The sequence below is a fragment of the Chromobacterium sp. genome, from assembly GCF_041912965.1.
GTDB lineage: Bacteria > Pseudomonadota > Gammaproteobacteria > Burkholderiales > Chromobacteriaceae > Chromobacterium > Chromobacterium aquaticum.
Map to the genome: position 1 here is coordinate 39,543 of NZ_JAYSGF010000013.1, position 17,009 is coordinate 56,551.

A 17,009-nucleotide genomic window follows, 5' to 3' on the forward strand; every position below is an offset into this window, starting at 1 on the left:
TCAATCACTTGCGAGCAAGGCCGAGGCAAGACCTTGCAGCGGGAAAAACGGAATGCGCCAATAGCGCGCCTCATTCCAAATGTGGTTTTCACCGCCCCTTTCTATCGTCCGCCACCGTATGGCAGATCATGAAGAGGTTCTAAACGCCCCTTGATCACATTAGGATGCTCATGAGTGTCCAAGCTGCGGTGGCTTAACTCTGCTGCCATGAGCGTCCAGTCATTCCACCTAGTCTTTCCAACCAACAAGGCTACAAACCAGCCAGTAGCACCGGCTTGGAATTCGCTTCGAGCACCACGGATAGCCGTGCGCGCCTCATGTTCCCGCTTGGCTGAGCTCGCATCCAACTCCGCACGGTGTTTCTCCTACACGACCCCAGCTTCCCGCGCTTTGGGCTCGGAATGCCACACGCTCCCCACCGATACGCTCAGCTCATGAGCCTGAACTCGCGCAGAGCCTCGTCACCTCCCTCATCTATTTCGGAGCTTAGCCATGTTTATGATTCGCCTCTCCAAAACCAGCATGGTGCTCGCCATGGCTTTGTTCGCCACCCTGGCGGCCTTTGGCAATATCACTGACTATGCGAGCAATTTCGCTTTCGTCCAGCATGTGTTCATGATGGATACCACCACCCCTGGCAACGGCATCATGTATCGTGCCATTGCCTCCCCCTGGGTCCACCATGCCGGCTATATCGGCATCATCGGTTTGGAAATCGCTACGGCCTTCCTGTGCTGGGTCGGCGGCGTCCAGTTACTGAGGGCGCTAAAATCCGACAATCTTGGCTTTCAGCTTGCCAAGCGCTGGGCGGTGGCCGGCCTGAGCTTGGGATTTCTGACTTGGCAAGTCGCTTTCATGTCGGTGGGTGGCGAATGGTTTGGCATGTGGATGTCCAAGCAATGGAACGGAATGCCGGATGCCTTCCGCTTTTTCATCACCTTGCTGAGCGTATTGATCTACCTGACCCTGCCCGATGACAGGCTAATCGAACGCGACTGACCCCTTCTCCTCCAAGCTGGCAACACGCTGGCCAGATTGGCTGCCGTTTTCCGGCAACCCGTCACGGCCATGCTTTCAAGCAGCCAATTCTTGCAAATTCTGATTTTTGTCATAATTGATAGAATTTATTAAAGACAAATGATTGCGAATTCATGACAGCATTCGGATAATGCTAAACGTTTATTTAAAATCACCCGGCCACATGCAAGCGCAAGCCATGCCTGCCTGTGCCGGCCCAGCTTCAAGAGGAGAATGGAATGTGGTTCCGGAACAAGGACAAGGCCGCGCGCGAGCAGGCGGAACGCTTGAAACTCGGCCAGGAGGCGGAGCAGTTGCGCCAGGAGCTGCAACACACCCGCAGCCGCGCCGATGAAGCCGAACGCCAGCTTGCCGCCAGCCAGGCCAAGATTCAGGAACTGCGCGGGCTGATCGCCAACCTGTCCGCCTTCGCCCAATCGATGACCGACACCCAGCAGTCGCTGGCCACGCTTTCCAGCGTGATGAGCCGGGAAAAAGATCGCGCCGTCGCCGCGCAAGGCATCTCACAGCAAAGCCGCCATTCCATAGATCAGATCGCCGCCGATCTGTCCAAGCTGGCCGACGCCTCCCAGGGCGCGGCGGAAAAAGTGGGACAGTTGGACGCGCGCGCGCAAGAGGTGGGCGGCATCGTGCAATTGATCCGCGACATCGCCGATCAGACCAATCTCTTGGCCTTGAACGCGGCCATCGAGGCGGCGCGCGCCGGCGAGCAGGGCCGCGGCTTCGCCGTGGTGGCCGACGAAGTGCGCAAGCTGGCCGAACGCACCGCCACCGCCACCGCCGACATCGCCAAGCTGGTGGAGCAGATCCGCGGCGACAGCGCCGGCAGCCGCAGCCAGATGGGCCAATTGGCCGAGCAGGCCGCCAGTTTCAGCCAGGATGGCGAGGCCGCCGCCGGCACCATGAAGCAATTGCTGGACATGTCCACCAGCATGGAAGGCAGCATCGCCGCCTCCGCGCTGCGCGGTTTCTGCGAACTGGCCAAGATGGATCACCTGATCTACAAATTCCGTGTCTACCAAGTGATGTTCGGTCTGTCGGACGAAGACATCGGCCATTTCGGCTCGCATCAGCACTGCCGCTTCGGCAAGTGGTATTACGAAGGCGAAGGCCGCGCCGGCTTCTCCCACCTGCCCGGCTTCCGCGAAATCGAAGCGCCGCACGCCAAGGTGCACACCGCGGCGCTGGACGCCTTGCGCGCCCACGCCGACGGCGATAGCCAGGCCGCGGTGGAGCATGTCGCGCTGATGGAAGCCGCCAGCCTGCAAGTGCTGGCTGGCCTCGAACACATGGCCAGCGCCGGCGAGACGGAAGCGCGCCATGGCTGAGGCCGCCTTCGCCATCCGTTTGCTGCAAGCCGACGATTACGCCGGCTGGCTGCCCTTATGGCGCGACTACAACGCCTTCTACGGCCGCGCCGGCGTCAGCGCCCTGCCCGAGGAAGTGGACCGGGAAACCTGGCGCCGCCTGCTCGCGCCGGCGGAACCGGTGCACGGGCTGGCCGCGGTAGCCGACGGCGCGCTACTGGGCATCGCCCACCTGCTCTACCACCGCAGCACCATCCAGATCCAGGACAGCGCCTATCTGCAGGATCTATACGTTGCGCCGACGGCCAGGGGCGGCGGCATCGCCCGCGCGCTGCTGCTGGCGGCGGCGCAACGAGCGCGCGGCGACGGCGCCGCCATGCTGTACTGGCGCACCGCCAGCGACAACCACACCGCGCGCCGCTTGTACGACCAGGTGGCGGAGCTGGCGGACGCGGTGATCTACCGCCAAGTCTTGTGAACCGACTGAATCAGCGCAACACGTCCAGCAAGATATCCGCGATCAAGCCGCTGGCCGCCACCAGCACCAGGTCCGCGCCCACCGCCCGCCACTCATAGCCGGGGTGGCGCGGCAATTGGTTTAGCAGGGGCGCCGGCAACACCTGTTTGGCGATGCCGGGCGGCAAGGGCTTGCCACGAGCCAGGCGCTTGCGCATGCCCGGCGGCAAGGATTTATAGCCGGTCACCCCTGAGTCCAGCGCCAAGCGCCGCGCGGCGGCGACGCTGATGCCCGCCGCCACCAAGTCCTTGTCCGTCGCCTCCCTATCCTTATCCATGTGCTTGCCCTGGCCATGCCCCTGGCCCTTGCCTTCCGGCGGATTGGCCAGCGCCGGCGCCGCCAGCGCCGCCGCCAACAACAACACAGACCATTGCTGCCATCGCTTCATCTTCGTCTCCCGTCTTCATCAGCCCGATTTAGATTATCGACCACGCGCCGGCCAAGCTTGAGTCCAACTTCGCCATGCGCCCCAACAAATACATATTGATCACTACATAATTGTAGAATACGCTACAAAAAAAATGGAGCGCATCATGGACTGGTTGCTGCTGATCACTTCTTTGCCCACCGAGAACGCCACCGCGCGCATGCGCGCCTGGCGCGCCTTGAAAGCCTGCGGCTCCGCCGCGCTGCGCGACGGCGCCTACCTATTGCCCGGCAGCAACGCCCGCCTGCAGCAATTGGAGAATATCGCCTCCGACATCCAACAACACGGGGGCGTCGCGCGGCTGCTGGCCTGCCGGCCGCTGGACGGCAGCGATTTCCCGCCGCTGTTTCAGCGCGACGCCGACTATCAGCAGCTGCGGCAGGACATCCAGGAACAACTGAGCGGGCTGGACCCCGACAATGCCGCCGAGCGCCTGAAACAATGGCGGCGGCTGGGCAAGGCCCTGGCCGGCATCGCCGCCATCGACTTCTTCCCCGGCGCCGCCCAGCAACAGGCGCAGGCCGCGCTGCAACAACTGGAAGCCGCCATCCAGCAGCAATTGTCGCCGGGCGAGCCCCATAGCCGGGACATGCAGATTCCGCGCCGCGCCATCGCCGACCACCAGGGCCGGATCTGGGCCACCCGCCGCCGCCCCTGGGTGGACCGCCTGGCCTCGGCCTGGCTGATCCGCCGCTTCATCGATCCGCAGGCGCGCATCCTGTGGCTGGCCGCGCCCGGCGACTGCCCGCCGGAGGCGCTGGGCTTCGATTTCGACGGCGCCGCCTTCACCCATGTCGGCGACAAGGTCAGTTTCGAGGTGCTGCTGACCAGCTTCGGCCTGGACGCGCCGCCGCTGCGGCGGCTGGCCGCGCTAGTGCATTATCTGGATGTGGGCGGCGCTGCGCCGCCGGAAGCCAGCGGCGTGGAAACCGTGCTGGCCGGCTTGCGCGCCGCGCTGAGCGACGACGACCAATTGCTGACCGCCGCTTCCAACATCTGGGACGGGCTGTACCAGCAATTCGCCAAGGAGACCTGAACATGCCGCCCAGCCCCCGCGACGCCGCGCCCGCCCCCGTCGGCTTCCGGCAAGCGCTCCGTTTCTGGCTCAAGCTGGGCCTGATCAGCTTCGGCGGCCCAGCCGGCCAGATCGCCATCATGCACCAGGAGCTGGTGGAGCGCCGGCGCTGGATTTCCGAACGCCGCTTCCTGCACGCCCTGAATTACTGCATGCTGCTGCCCGGGCCGGAAGCGCAGCAACTGGCCACCTATATCGGCTGGCTGCTGCACCGCGGCTGGGGCGGCGTCGCCGCCGGCGCGCTGTTCGTGCTGCCGTCCTTCTTCCTGCTGGTGCTGCTGTCCTGGGTCTATATCGCCTACGGCCACCTGACCTGGATCGCCGGCCTGTTCTACGGCATCAAGCCCGCGGTGGTCGCCATCGTGGCCCAGGCGGCCTGGCGCATCGGCACGCGCACGCTGAAACGGCCCTGGCTGTGGGGCGTGGCGCTGGCCTCGCTGTGCGCCATCGCGTGGTGGCAAACGCCCTTCCCGCTGATCGTGCTGGCGGCGGCCTTGATCGGCGCGCTGGCCGGACGGCTGCGGCCACATTGGTTCCAGGCCGGCGGCCATGGCGGCGCGGACGCGCATTACGGCCCGGCGCTGATCGACGATCACACCCCGCCGCCGGCGCACGCCCGCTTCTCCTGGCTCCGGCTCGGCCGCGCCGTGCTGGCCGGCCTGCTGCTGTGGTCCTTGCCGATGGCGCTGCTCGCCGCCGTCTACGGCTGGCACGGCGGCTTCACCCAGATGGGCTGGTTCTTCACCAAGGCCGCGCTGCTGACCTTCGGCGGCGCCTACGCGGTGCTGCCCTATGTTTACCAGGGCGCGGTGGCGCATTACGGCTGGCTAAGCGCCGGCCAGATGCTGGACGGCCTGGCGCTGGGCGAAACCACGCCGGGGCCGCTGATCATGGTGGTCGCCTTCGTCGGCTTCGTCGGCGGCTACGCCAAGGCGCTGCTGGGCCCGGAGCACCTGTTCCTGGCCGGCGCGCTGGCCGCGGCGCTGGTGACCTGGTTCACCTTCCTGCCCTCCTTCGTCTTCATCCTGGCCGGCGGCCCGCTGATCGAACACAGTCATGGACAGATCCGGCTGACCGCGCCGCTGACCGCCGTCACCGCCGCCGTGGTCGGGGTGATCGCCAACCTCGCCCTGTTCTTTGGCTGGCATGTGCTGTGGCCGCAAGGCTGGCGCGGCGGCGTGGACTGGGCCGCCGCCGCCATCGCCGCGCTGGCGGCCTGGGCGCTGCTGAAACGACAAGTCAAGGCGATGCCGGTGATAGCCGGCGCGGCGCTGGCCGGCCTGCTGCTCAGCCTGTGGCGCCTACCGTGAACGCATTCCCTCATCGAGAAAGGCCTCCCGCATGCAGCCCCGCATCCCCGCCACCATCTGGGCCCTGGGCCTGGTCAGCCTGTGCATGGACATGTCCTCCGAGATCATCCACGCGCTGCTGCCGGTATTCCTGGTGTCCACCTTGGGCGTCAGCGCGCTGACCCTGGGCCTGATAGAAGGCCTGGCCGAATCCACCGCGCTGATCCTACGCGTGTTCTCCGGCGCCATCAGCGATTACTGGGGCCGGCGCAAGGGCTTGCTGCTGCTGGGCTACGGCCTGGCGGCGCTGAGCAAGCCGCTGTTTCCGCTGGCGCACAGCGCCGAAACCGTGCTGGCCGCACGGCTGATGGACCGGGTGGGCAAGGGCATACGCGGCGCGCCGCGCGATGCGCTGGTGGCCGACGTCGCGCCTCCGGAAATCCGCGGCGCCTGCTTCGGCCTGCGCCAGTCCATGGACACCATAGGCGCTTTCGCCGGCCCGCTGTTGGGCATCGCGCTGATGTTCTGGCTGGCGAACGACATCCAGCAAGTGCTGTGGTGGGCCTGTTTGCCGGCCTTGCTGGCGGTGCTGCTGATCGTCGCCGGCGTGCGCGAACCGACCGGCGCCGAGCGCAAGCCCTTCCGCTCGCCGCTGCGGCTGGCGCTGCTGCGCCAGTTCTCCAAGCGCTACTGGTGGGTGGTCGCCATCGGCGCGCTATTCACCCTGGCCCGCTTCAGCGAGGCCTTCCTGGTGCTGCTGGCGCAGCGCCATGGCCTGCCGCTGAGCTGGCTGCCGCTGGTGATGGTGGTGATGAGCCTGGTCTACGCGCTCACCGCCTACCCGGTGGGCGTGCTGGCAGACCGCTGCAGCAAAAGCGCGCTGCTGGCGCTAGGCCTGATGATCCTGATCCTGGCCGACGCCACGCTGGCGCTGTCCAGCTCCATCGCCGCCACCCTGGCCGGCATCGCCCTGTGGGGCCTGCACCTGGGCTTTACCCAGGGCCTGCTGGCCACGCTGGTGGCCGAGGAAACGCCTGCCGACATGAAGGGCACCGCCTTCGGCCTGTTCAATCTGGTCAGCGGCCTGTGCCTGCTGCTGGCCAGCGTGCTGGCCGGCTGGATGTGGGACCGCCACGGCAGCGCCAGCACCTTCGTCGCCGGCGGCGCGCTGGCGCTGTTGGCGCTGGCCGCCACCCTGCTGTGGCGCCAGCGGGAACGCGCGGCGCTCGCCGGCCTCAATCCTTGATCGCAGCGGACACCGCGGCGATCAAGCCGTCCGTGGCCGCGCCCCGCTGCCGCCGCCAGATGCACAGGGTCTCGGAATAAGCCTCCGCGCCGGCCAAGGGCAGCAGCACCGCGCCGCCGGCCGCGGCCCGACCCAGCGAGGCCGGCGCCAGCGTCACCCCCATGCCGCCCGCCACCATCTGCACGATGCCGCCCCACTGCCGCAGCTCGTGCCGCACCCGCGGGCTGAAACCGGCCTGCGCGCACAGCGCGACGATACGGTCGTAGTAATGGGCGGACACCTCGCGCGGAAACAGGATGAAGCTCTCCTCGCGCAGACGATCCAGCGCCACCGCCGCGCCGCGCGACAAGGCATGGCCGCGCGGCAGGCAGCATAGAAAAGGCTCCCGCAGCAGCAACTGCCGCTCCACCCGTGCTGGCAGATTGCCGGCGTGGATGAAGCCGACATCGATCTGCTCGAATTCCAGCGCGCGGATCTGTTCATCGGTATTCATCTCGCACAACTCCACCTCCACGCCCGGCGCCTGGCGCTGAAACGCCCGCACCCCGTCCAGCAGCCCACGGAACAACATCGCGCCGACAAAACCCACCCGGATGCGGCCGGCCAGACCCTGGCCGGCGCGCCTGGCGGTGTCGGCCACTTCCTCGGCCAGCTTGAGCAGGCGGCCTGCCTGCTGGTACAGCACCGCGCCGGCCGCGGTCAGCGCCACCGTCTTGTTGCCGCGTTCCAGCAGCAAGGCGCCGATTTCCTGCTCCAGCTGCCGTATGGTCAGGCTCAGCGGCGGCTGGGAAATATGCAGGCGCCGCGCGGCGCGGCCGAAGTGCAACTCCTCCGCCACCGCCGCGAAATAACGCAGTTGCCGTAAATCCATAGCCGCCTCCTCTCTTGGCCGCCTCCCGGCGGCGATAGGTTTTCGATATCGCGCGAGCCAAAAACGGTACTTCCGCTCCCAGGCCATTATGCCAACAATGGGCTTCGCCCCATCGCGCAGGAGAAGCACCATGCATCCGGATCAGCCGACAGCGATTCCCGACCGCCACGGCGACAACCTCTTTCTTAACGACCCCAGCCTGGCCCGCCTGTTGCGGATTTACCTGCCGGACGCGCTATACCGCCATCTGGAGCCGCGGCTGAGCGCGCTGGGCGCGGCGGCTGGCGGCCGCCTCGACGAACTGGCGCGCGCCGCCGATCGTCACCCGCCCACGCTGAACCCGCGCACCCGCACCGGGCAGGATCGCCAAAGCATAGACAAGCACCCGGCTTTTATCGAGCTGGAGCGGCTGGCCTTCTCCGAATACGGCCTGGCGGCGCAGGGCCACCGCCCAGGCGTGCTGGATTGGCCGGAACGCCTGCCGCGGCTGGCCAAGTACGCGTTCACCTATCTGCTGGTGCAGGCCGAGTTCGGGCTGTGCTGCCCGCTGAGCATGACCGACTCGCTGAGCAGCACGCTGACGCAACACGGCGACGCGGCGCTGATAGAACGCTATCTGCCCGCGCTGCTGAGCCAGGATTTCGAGCAGCTGTGCCAGGGCGCGATGTTCATCACCGAACAAGGCGCCGGCTCCGATGTGTCCCAGGTGGAAACCCGCGCCTACCGGCAGGACGGCGAGTGGCGGCTGGAAGGCGAAAAATGGTTCTGCTCCAATCCGGACGCCGGCCTGGCCATGGTGCTGGCCCATGTCGACGGCGCGCCGGACGGTTTCAAGGGCCTTGGCCTGTTCCTGCTGCCGCGCCTGCTGCCCGACGGCGAGCCCAACCGCTACCGCATCGTCCGCCTGAAAGACAAGCTGGGTAGCCGCTCCATCGCCAGCGGCGAGATCCGCCTGGAAGGCGCCAGCGCCCATCTGGTGGGCGAAGTGGGCCGCGGCTTCCAGCAGATGGCCACCATGATCAATTTGTCGCGCCTGTCCAATGGCGTGCGCTCCGCCGGCCTGATGCGCCGCGCCGTGGCCGAGGCGCTGCACACCGCCCGCCATCGCCAGGCCTTTGGCCGGCATTTGATCGACATGCCGCTGATGCAGCGCTCCTTGCTGAAAATGCTGCTGCCCACGGAGCAGGCGCGCTCGATGTTCCTGCACCTGGCCGTCTGCATGGATCGCGCCGCGGCCGGCGACGCCGAAGCGGCGCAGCTGACGCGCATCCTCACCCCGCTGATCAAGTTCCGCGCCTGCCGCGACGCGCGCCAGGTCACCCAGGACGCGATGGAAGTCCGTGGCGGCTGCGGTTACATCGAGGAATGGTCCGACCCGCGCATCGTGCGCGACGCGCTGCTCGGCTCGATCTGGGAAGGCACCAGCAATATCGTGGCACTGGACGTGGCGCGCTCGGCGCGGCGCGAAGCCACGCTGCCGCCGTTGCGCGCCTACCTGGCCAGGCTGCTGGCTGACGCCGGCGTCCCCACGCCGTCGCGCGCCGCCTTGCGGCTGGCGCTGGACCGCGCCGTCGACTTCGCCGCCGTCAGTTTCGACCAGGCCGACGGCGTGGAAGCGCGACGCGCCGCCAGCGCGCTCTACCACTGCGCCAGCGCCGTGTTCATGGCCTGGGAAGCCGCCCAGGACCCGGACGGCGATTACCGCCGCCTGGCGCTGGCCCACCTGGTGCTCAAGCACCGGCTGCTGCCGCAAAACCCGCTGGCGGCTGACGATGCGCCGCTGAGCCGGACGCGCCCGCTGCTGGATGAAACCCCGCTGCGCCTGGAGCAAGCACTGGCGCTGCTGCCAGCCTAAGAGCCTGTTCAAAATCTCGCGAGCAAGGGCGAGACAAGGCGAAAACGAGCGAAAAAGCGGAATGTACACGTGGTACATGAGCATTTTGAGCTTGTTTTCAACGCCGTATCGCCGCAGCGCAGCAGACTTTGAACAGGTTCTGAGACTGTGTTTACAATCTACCGCGCTTGCGGAAGGCACAGGCAAGCAGGACTCTTTCCGCCGCGCTGCCCAAGCCCAGGCAAATGACATATCATGCTGGTCTGTTTACCGAAACACCTAAAATCGGCCACGCATGCACGACATCACGCAACACCAGGCCATTATCTGGCAAAGGCTGGACGCTTCCGGCCACGACTACGCGGCGTTGGAGACTAGCGAACACGGCCCGCGTCTCAGCGGCTGCGCCATCTTCGTCGAAGACGGCGTCAACTGCCTGCTGCATTATCAGGTGGACTGCGCGCCCGACTGGAGCACTCGGCGCGCGACGGTACAAGGCTATCGCGGCGGCCAGCATATTGAACTGCTGCTGGAAGCCGACGCCGAGCGCCGCTGGCTGCTCAACGGCGTGGAGCAGCCGCAGGTGCAAGGCTGCATCGACATCGATCTGGCCTTCACCCCCGCCACCAATCTGCTACCCATCCGCCGCGGCCGGCTCGAGATCGGCGCGGCGCTGGAACTGAGCGCCGCCTGGCTGCAATTTCCGGCGCTGACCTTGGCTCCCTTGCCTCAGCGTTACACCCGCCTGTCGGAGTTAGGCTACCGCTACGAGTCGCGGCAAGGCGCGTTCCAGGCCGAGATCAGCGTCACCCCGGACGGACTGCCGCGCGACTACCAGGGCCTGTGGCGGGAAGCGCGCTGACATGGAACGCATGCGCATCCGGCCGGCCACGCCGGAAGACTTCGTCCGGCTAGCCGCTATCGAGCGCGCCGCCGCCGCCCGCTTCGATCCGCAAGATCTACCGCCGGCGCTGTCCGCCGACACCCTGCCCACGGAGGAGCTGAGCGCCGCCTGCGCCGCCGGCCTGCTATGGGCGGCGGCCGATGCCGATGGCGTCCACGGTTTCCTGTTGGCGCGCCGTCACGACGACAGCCTGCACCTGCAGGAAATGGATGTCTGCCCCAGCCGCCAGGGGCAGGGTCTGGGCTCGGCGCTGATCGCGCACGCGGAAGCCGTCGCGCGCGGCCTGGGCCTGCGCCGGCTGATGCTGACCACCTTCGAGCACCTGGCCTGGAACGCCCCCTTCTATCAAGGGCGCGGCTTTCGGACCATCGCCGCCGCCGATTGCCCGCCCTGGCTGCGCGCCGTGCTGCGTGCCGAGGCCGAACACGGTCTGCGCCGGAGGGTGGCGATGTTCAAGCCGCTGGCCTGAGCGTCTGTTTACGATCTGCTGCGCGTCGTGGATGCGTTACACGGTGAGTACGCCTTGTCTCGCTCTAGCTCGCGAGATCGCCAACACGCTCCAAGCCGGCGCGGCAATAACGCAAGATCGGTCAGGCGCGCCGCGCCACCACCGCGCTAGACTGGCGGCGCCAAGGAGGAAATGCATGCCGAACACCCTCGAACCACGGCTGAGCAAAGCGCTGGCCTATATCGACGCCCACCTGGACGCCGACCTCAGCCTGGAGCAACTCAGCCGGGTGGCGGCCTGCTCGCGCTTTCACTTCCACCGCCTGTTCCGCGCCCGTTTCGGCATCAGCCTGCACCGCTATGTGCAGCTCTGCCGGCTGCGGCGCGCCGGCGAGCGGCTGGCTTTCCGCCGCTGCCCGGTGCTGGACATCGCGCTGGACAGCGGCTACCGCAGCCCGGAGGCCTTCGCCCGCTCCTTCCGGCAAACGGTGGGCCAGAGCCCGTCCGCCTTCCGGCGGCAGCCGCGCTGGCTGCCTTGGCACAGTCATCTGCAAACCCTGCGCCAACTGAGGAGCCGCGCCATGCCGTCCGTCCATGCCCCCTTTGTCGTCGACATCGTCGATTTTCCCGCCACCCCAATAGCGCTGCTGGAACACCGCGGCCATCCCGCTCTGCTGGGAGACAGCCTGCGCGACTTCATCGCCTGGCGGCGGCAGCAACAACTGCCGCCCAGCGTCAGCGCCACTTACAACCTGCTGTACACCGATCCGGACGACTGCGCGCCGGACGCGTTTCGCATCGGCTTGTGCGCGGCCACCGATCGTGCCATCGCCGCCAACCCTCAGGGCGTGCGCGCCGCGCTGATTCCGGCCGGACGCTGCGCCCGGCTGCGCCATCTGGGCTCCGATGCCGAACTGGGCGCCAAGGCGCGCTGGCTGTACACCGAGTGGCTGCCCGCCAGCGGCGAACAGCCGCGCGACTTTCCGCTATTTTTGCAGCGCCTGCGCTTTTACCCGGACGTGGCCGAAGCCGACGCCGTCAGCGAACTGTTCCTGCCCTTGCAGGATCGCGCCGCCAACGCTTGACGCCCGCGCCCGGCGCCGGCCGGAACGGAATATCGGCCGTGATCCAATCAGATCACGGCCGATATTTTCGTCACTAATATATTAACCATGTAAATATTCCAAAAACATTTCTTCAAGCATCCAATACCGGCTTTGGGTAAACTAAGCGCGTTTAACGCAGGGGGTCATGCACGATGCGCGCTCTTTCTCTGGCTCAAATAAAAAAATGGATCATCAGCGTGTTCAACCCGCCATACCAATTGGCGCTATGCGACAGGCTGCCCAAGAAAAACTCCAAGGAGTTTCTCTACCTGTTCAAGGTTTACGGCAGCCACGATTTTGTGAAACTGTCCCATGCGGATATTCTGGCCAGCAATCAAATCATGTCCGCGATCAATCCGCGCGACCTGATCAAGATCGCGCTGCTGGAAAACAATCTGCAAGCCCAGCGCAAGCGCTGCAAAGTCGAGGCCGAACTGCGCGGCAATCAATACCGCATCCACATCCACGGCAATAGCGAAACCTGTTCCGGCGAAAGCATCTGCCAGAATATCGATTATTTTTCGGATTTGAGCGCGCAAGATATTTGCAAGATCGCCTATACCACCGGCTTTCTGAAAGGCCGCAACTTCAGCCGCCAGTTCAGCGCGGCGGCGGTGGAGGCCCGGCGCCGGAACACCGCGGCGCCAGACGCCGCCAGCAAGGTGCTTGAGCTGCGCGCGGTCAAGCGATAACGAATAAGCGACCTGACCCGCGCAGCCGCCGCTAGAACATCACCGTCTCGCTGCGGAAGCCCGCCGCGTCGAATTCCAGCAACTTGTAGCCGCGCCGGTCCTCGGTATCCAGCTCCGATGTGCCCTTGCGCCACTGGAAGCAGGTGGCCGGACACACTTCCAGCGGCACTTCGCCGGCGCGCAGACGGTAATCTCCATGCACATGGCCACACAGCAATAGCTGAAGATTGGGCACTTCCGCCATCAAGGCCCAGAAACGCTCGGTATTCTGCAGCATGCAGCTGTCCAGTAGCGGCGTGCCCACCGCCGCCGGATGATGGTGCAGCAAGACCACGCAGCGTTTGGCCGGATTCTGCGCCGCCGCCAGACTGCGCCTGAACGCCTCCGCCGCCTGCTCGCTGATATGGCCGTCGTCTATCCCCGGCTGCACCGAGTCCAAGGCCAGTATCAGCCAGTCCGCGGTTTCCAGCCGCTGCAACGGCCGCATCCAGCCATACGCGCTCAATACCTCGGTCGCCAGCGGCGCGGCGTCGTGGTTGCCGGGCAGCCAGTGCACCGGCAGGCCGGTCTGCTCCAGTCTCTCGGCGAACCATTGATAGGACTCCCGGCTCTCGTCCTGCGAGATATCGCCGGTCACCCAGATAGCGTCCAGTTCCGCCGCGTGCCGCTGCTCCAGCCGGGACAATACCCGGTCGAACTCGCGGTAAGTGTCGTAGCCCTGCAGCCGGCCGTCGCGGTCGGCGAACAAGTGCACATCAGATATTTGCGCGACTCTCATGCGCTTCCTCCATCGCGTAGTGGTTTCTCTTCACCGCCTCGTCGTCGTCCTTGAACACGGTCAGCGGGTTGTACGACACGCTCCAATCGAAGTAATCGGTTTTTTCGATACGCTTCACCACGCCCACCAGGTAATACCCCACCGGTAGCAGGATGATGGAAACCAGCACCTTGTAAGACCAGGTGGTGGCGATGATGTTGACCAGCTCCTGCCCGCTGTAGCGCGACGACAGGCTGATGGGATAAGCGGTCATCAGCAACACCGCCTGCGCCAGCATGGACGCGATCACATAGCGGACGAAGAACAGGCGTCCGGCAAAAAACACCTTCATCCGCGACACGACGAAGCCATTGCAGAAGTAAGACGCCGGCACCGAAATCCAGGTGCCCACCATCACCCGCCAGAACTCGTTGAACAGCAGGTAATACTGTTTCGAGATCTCGTTATTGTCCGGCTGCAGCAGCGCAAAAGCGTTGATTATCAACACGAAGAATGTCTGGCACGCCACCAGTATCCATACCGTGCGGCCGCCCAGCTTATAGCCGTACACCTCGGTGGACACCGTGGACAATAGATAGCACAGCGAAAACACGATGCCGCTGGCGGTGATCTTCAAGCCATGAATATCCAAAGTCTTGTACACCAGCGAATCGCACACCACCATGATGGTCACCGACAAGCCGACGATCAGACCGTAAACCCTGAATTGCTCCACTCTACTCATCCCGCGCTGAAAGTTTTGATTGCCTTGACCGCGACGCCCAGTACCTCGAACTCGCGGCAGATGGACGGCTGCAGATCATGCATCAAGGAAATGCTTGAAAACAGGCAATGCTCGCCGTCGATGAACACGCGGCGGAAGCATGGAGGTTGGCCGGCAATGCGGACCAGCACCACGTCCCCATCCGCCGGGCTTTCCTTGCGCGCCACAATGAAAACGCTGCCTTGGGAAAAGCTGGGAAACAGCGCATCGTTGTTCAGCACCACGGCGAACGCGTCATCGGCGTCGAAACCGGCGGCGTCGACGAAATAACGGTCCGGCTCTATCGCCATGCCATCACAAAACAGGCCCACCTCAGTGAACTTGACCAGAGGCACCGCCCGTGCGGCACGGCTTTCTCGAGCGCCCCGCCCCAGCTCGCCTTCGATGAAATCACTGAGCTTGACGTCAAAAAACCGGGCCAATTCCATCAGGGTCAGCAAAGTAGGATTGCCCACCCCGCGTTTGATATTGTTGATCGTCGCCACGCCAAGGCCGATCGCCTCGCTCAAATGCGCGGCATCGACACCTGCGCGCTCCATCAGATAAGCCAGGTTTTTCGATGCATTGCGCAGCAATGCCGCGCTTTCGCCCTCTTCTTTCCACGCCGCCCTGCTCATTCAGCCCCTCCATGAAAAACAAACCAATAGCGAAAATCATTATTTTAATTTAACACGAAACCATGGCCGCCCTATTTTAACCATCATGAATCAGGGAAACAGCCAAATGAAACATACTGTTTGCATTCAGATATTTCACCCACCCCAACTGCTATTATTTTAAATAGAAAGACAATATAATAAAACCGCAACACTATAACATTCATGGCACCGGCAAGATACTCGCAGGCAAAAATTAAATAACTAAAAAAGTATTAATCAAAACAATTAAAGGCAGCACAATGCCACGCGTAAAACGGCGAATATCCAGAGCAAGCCAGTCACGCGCGGCACCAGACAGAGGAAACCGCAAAATGAGAATCTCGGAAGACGAATTCGCGCTGGATGTGATTGATGGCGAACCCGCCATCATCACCCAACCCTGCATGATCGGACAGCCGGGCAGCGAGTGGGAAGGCTCCCCGGTATTCAAGAAAACCTATTTGCTGGAATTGATCAGCCGCAGCCTGGAACACGATGTCATCAAACTGGAAGACATCCAAAGCCTGATCCAGAAAACCGGCCAACGCCGCTAGACCGCGCAAGCTCCCGCGAATCCGAGCGGGAACTGGCGAAAACGGCGGAACACGCGAAATGCCCATGCGGCGCATGCGCATTTCAAAGCCACCCGCACTCGGCACGACCGCGCCGCAGCGCGATGGGCAGTGAGCGGCTTCCCGACGCTCGGCCGTGCCCCGCGCGGCCATCCCCCTGTTCTCCCGCCCTGGGCTTGCGCTAAACTGGGCAGCATCCAAGACAATGGCGTATAGCAATACGCAAAACCATTCCAGGCGCCCATGGCGCGCGGAAGCGATCCCACAGGCCCAGACATGCCCCATCTGACACTCGAATACAGCAAGAACCTCGACACCTTTTCCGCCAGCGCGGCGTTGCTGGACATCAACCGCGCGCTACTGGCCAGCGGTCAGTTCGAGGAAGCCGACATCAAGAGCCGCGCCATCGCGCTGGACTGCTGCCAGATCGGCGTCCAGGACCTGCCGCGCGCCTTTATCCACGCCAAGCTGGCCATACTCAGCGGCCGCAGCCCGGAGGAAAAACAGCGCTTGTCAGAACTGAGCCTGCAAGCGCTGGCCGACAGCGCCGCGCTGCCGCCGGACGTGGAAGTGCAGCTGTGCGTGGAAATCCAGGAAATCGACCGCGCCAGCTACGGCAAACGCTTTATCGCCCGCTAACGGAGGGACACACCATGACAGCGCTCAAACTCGCATCCCGCGGCCTGCTCGCCGCCGCCCTGATCGCCGGCCTGTCCGGCGTGGCCCGCGCCGCCGACGACATCGACCGCGTCAGCCTGGAAGGCACGCTGGGCCAGGAACGCATCGGCATGACCCTGCTGATCAAAAACGGCAAGACGCTGAGCGGCGGCCATTATTTTTATGGCCGCTACCTCAAGGACATTCCGCTACGCGGCAAGCTGCAGGGCGAGACCCTGCGCCTGAGCGAGGCCGGCGGCGGCGAGTTCCAGCTGCGCTTCAAGAATAACGGCGGCGGCGACGGCCAGCCGCTGGGCTTCGACAACAGCGTGGGCCTGGACGGCAGCTGGACGCTGAAAGCCAAGACCCTGCCGGTGGCGCTGAGCATAGGCGACATGGCTCCCGCCGCCGACGGCCGCTGGTACCAGGATGTCACCGAGGAAAGCGACGCCGCCTTCGAGGCCAGGGTGCAAGGCTTCCAGCGCGCCGCGCTGGCCGGCCAGGCGCAGCAGGCCAGCCGCTATGTGCATTTCCCGTTGCGGATCAACCACAAGGGCAATAGCCGCCAGATCGCCGATGCGCGCCAACTGCAGGCGGAATGGAGCGGCATTTTCACCCCGGCCTATCTGGAGCAGCTGCAACTGGCGATGGCGCACGATCTGTTCGTGCGCAATGGCCAGGCGATGCTGGGCAGCGGCGTGGCCTGGTTCGACGCCAAGGGCGCGGTGGCGCTGAATCTGCCCGACTGAACCCGGCGCGGACCGGAAAAGGCGGCCAAGGCCGCCTTTTTATTTTGGCTGAAACAATACCGGATCAAAATATGCTGCAGTGCAATATGATCCGCGTTA

General features: G+C 64.7%; 19 protein-coding genes. 14 read left to right on the forward strand and 5 right to left on the reverse strand.

The features are described 5' to 3' along the window. Positions 1–492: 492 nt before the first annotated feature. From ACE3QM_RS09215 to ACE3QM_RS09225, 3 genes are all read left to right on the forward strand, one after another. Entirely contained in the window at positions 493–999 is a 507-nt protein-coding gene (locus ACE3QM_RS09215) for a DUF2165 family protein (protein ID WP_197081417.1), read from the forward strand. 257 nt (positions 1,000–1,256) lie between these two features. Further along, on the forward strand, positions 1,257–2,366 hold the full coding sequence (locus ACE3QM_RS09220) for a methyl-accepting chemotaxis protein (RefSeq protein ID WP_269326131.1): 1,110 nt from the start codon (positions 1,257–1,259) through the stop codon (positions 2,364–2,366). Further along, entirely contained in the window at positions 2,359–2,823 is a 465-nt protein-coding gene (locus ACE3QM_RS09225; protein ID WP_374421489.1) for an N-acetyltransferase family protein, read from the forward strand. The genes ACE3QM_RS09220 and ACE3QM_RS09225 overlap by 8 nt, the downstream gene beginning before the upstream one ends. A 10-nt stretch (positions 2,824–2,833) precedes the next feature. On the opposite strand, the gene ACE3QM_RS09230 is transcribed toward ACE3QM_RS09225, so the two are convergent. After that, positions 2,834–3,250, reverse strand: a complete 417-nt coding sequence (locus ACE3QM_RS09230; protein ID WP_231465391.1) for an anti-virulence regulator CigR family protein — start codon at positions 3,248–3,250, stop codon at positions 2,834–2,836. Positions 3,251–3,395: 145 nt separating this feature from the next. Between ACE3QM_RS09230 and ACE3QM_RS09235 the strand changes: the two genes are divergently transcribed. From ACE3QM_RS09235 to ACE3QM_RS09245, 3 genes are read left to right on the forward strand one after another with little or no spacing between them, the layout of a single operon-like run. Beyond that, entirely contained in the window at positions 3,396–4,325 is a 930-nt protein-coding gene (locus tag ACE3QM_RS09235; RefSeq protein ID WP_374421490.1) for a chromate resistance protein ChrB domain-containing protein, read from the forward strand. 2 nt (positions 4,326–4,327) lie between these two features. Beyond that, complete coding sequence (chrA, locus tag ACE3QM_RS09240; RefSeq protein WP_231465394.1) at positions 4,328–5,674, forward strand: chromate efflux transporter; 1,347 nt, start codon at positions 4,328–4,330, stop codon at positions 5,672–5,674. Between the two features lie 31 nt (positions 5,675–5,705). Then, positions 5,706–6,899 (forward strand): MFS transporter, encoded by a 1,194-nt coding sequence (locus ACE3QM_RS09245; protein WP_048409159.1) that lies wholly within the window; start codon positions 5,706–5,708, stop codon positions 6,897–6,899. Here the strand turns inward: ACE3QM_RS09245 and ACE3QM_RS09250 are convergent. Next, a complete protein-coding gene (locus ACE3QM_RS09250) occupies positions 6,889–7,770 on the reverse strand; it encodes a LysR family transcriptional regulator (protein ID WP_374421491.1) in 882 nt (293 codons plus the stop codon). The two genes, ACE3QM_RS09245 and ACE3QM_RS09250, sit on opposite strands and share 11 nt — an antisense overlap. Positions 7,771–7,900: 130 nt before the next feature. Here ACE3QM_RS09250 and ACE3QM_RS09255 point away from each other — a divergent pair, with 130 nt between their 5' ends. From ACE3QM_RS09255 to ACE3QM_RS09275, 5 genes are all read left to right on the forward strand, one after another. Further along, the gene (locus ACE3QM_RS09255) at positions 7,901–9,625 is read left to right on the forward strand and encodes an acyl-CoA dehydrogenase family protein (protein WP_374421493.1); all 1,725 of its coding nucleotides are present in this window, start codon (positions 7,901–7,903) and stop codon (positions 9,623–9,625) included. A 274-nt stretch (positions 9,626–9,899) separates the two neighbouring features. After that, positions 9,900–10,466: a putative glycolipid-binding domain-containing protein gene (locus ACE3QM_RS09260; protein ID WP_374421494.1), complete on the forward strand. Its 567-nt coding sequence runs from the start codon at positions 9,900–9,902 to the stop codon at positions 10,464–10,466. A 1-nt stretch (position 10,467) separates the two neighbouring features. Next, positions 10,468–10,977, forward strand: coding sequence for a GNAT family N-acetyltransferase (locus tag ACE3QM_RS09265; protein ID WP_374421495.1), 510 nt, complete (start codon positions 10,468–10,470; stop codon positions 10,975–10,977). A gap of 175 nt (positions 10,978–11,152) precedes the next feature. Then, entirely contained in the window at positions 11,153–12,040 is an 888-nt protein-coding gene (locus tag ACE3QM_RS09270) for a GyrI-like domain-containing protein (protein ID WP_374421496.1), read from the forward strand. 218 nt (positions 12,041–12,258) lie between these two features. Continuing rightward, a complete protein-coding gene (locus tag ACE3QM_RS09275) occupies positions 12,259–12,753 on the forward strand; it encodes a hypothetical protein (protein ID WP_156183791.1) in 495 nt (164 codons plus the stop codon). Positions 12,754–12,784: 31 nt separating this feature from the next. Here ACE3QM_RS09275 and ACE3QM_RS09280 read toward each other — a convergent pair whose 3' ends face one another. Genes ACE3QM_RS09280 through ACE3QM_RS09290 form a run of 3 tightly spaced genes read right to left on the reverse strand, consistent with a single transcriptional unit; the run spans position 12,785 to position 14,911 of the window. Next, positions 12,785–13,531: a metallophosphoesterase gene (locus ACE3QM_RS09280; RefSeq protein WP_374421497.1), complete on the reverse strand. Its 747-nt coding sequence runs from the start codon at positions 13,529–13,531 to the stop codon at positions 12,785–12,787. Further along, positions 13,509–14,246: a VUT family protein gene (locus ACE3QM_RS09285; RefSeq protein ID WP_197081416.1), complete on the reverse strand. Its 738-nt coding sequence runs from the start codon at positions 14,244–14,246 to the stop codon at positions 13,509–13,511. Before ACE3QM_RS09285 ends, ACE3QM_RS09280 begins: the two co-directional genes overlap by 23 nt. 5 nt (positions 14,247–14,251) lie before the next feature. Continuing rightward, positions 14,252–14,911 carry an XRE family transcriptional regulator gene (locus ACE3QM_RS09290; RefSeq protein WP_048409151.1) on the reverse strand — a complete coding sequence of 220 codons (660 nt, stop codon included), beginning with the start codon at positions 14,909–14,911 and terminating at the stop codon, positions 14,252–14,254. 353 nt (positions 14,912–15,264) lie between these two features. Here ACE3QM_RS09290 and ACE3QM_RS09295 point away from each other — a divergent pair, with 353 nt between their 5' ends. From ACE3QM_RS09295 to ACE3QM_RS09305, 3 genes are all read left to right on the forward strand, one after another. Continuing rightward, entirely contained in the window at positions 15,265–15,486 is a 222-nt protein-coding gene (locus tag ACE3QM_RS09295) for a hypothetical protein (RefSeq protein WP_048409150.1), read from the forward strand. Positions 15,487–15,780: 294 nt separating this feature from the next. Further along, positions 15,781–16,143 carry a 5-carboxymethyl-2-hydroxymuconate Delta-isomerase gene (locus tag ACE3QM_RS09300; protein ID WP_374421498.1) on the forward strand — a complete coding sequence of 121 codons (363 nt, stop codon included), beginning with the start codon at positions 15,781–15,783 and terminating at the stop codon, positions 16,141–16,143. 14 nt (positions 16,144–16,157) lie between these two features. Further along, a complete protein-coding gene (locus tag ACE3QM_RS09305) occupies positions 16,158–16,910 on the forward strand; it encodes a hypothetical protein (RefSeq protein ID WP_374421499.1) in 753 nt (250 codons plus the stop codon). Positions 16,911–17,009: the final 99 nt, after the last annotated feature.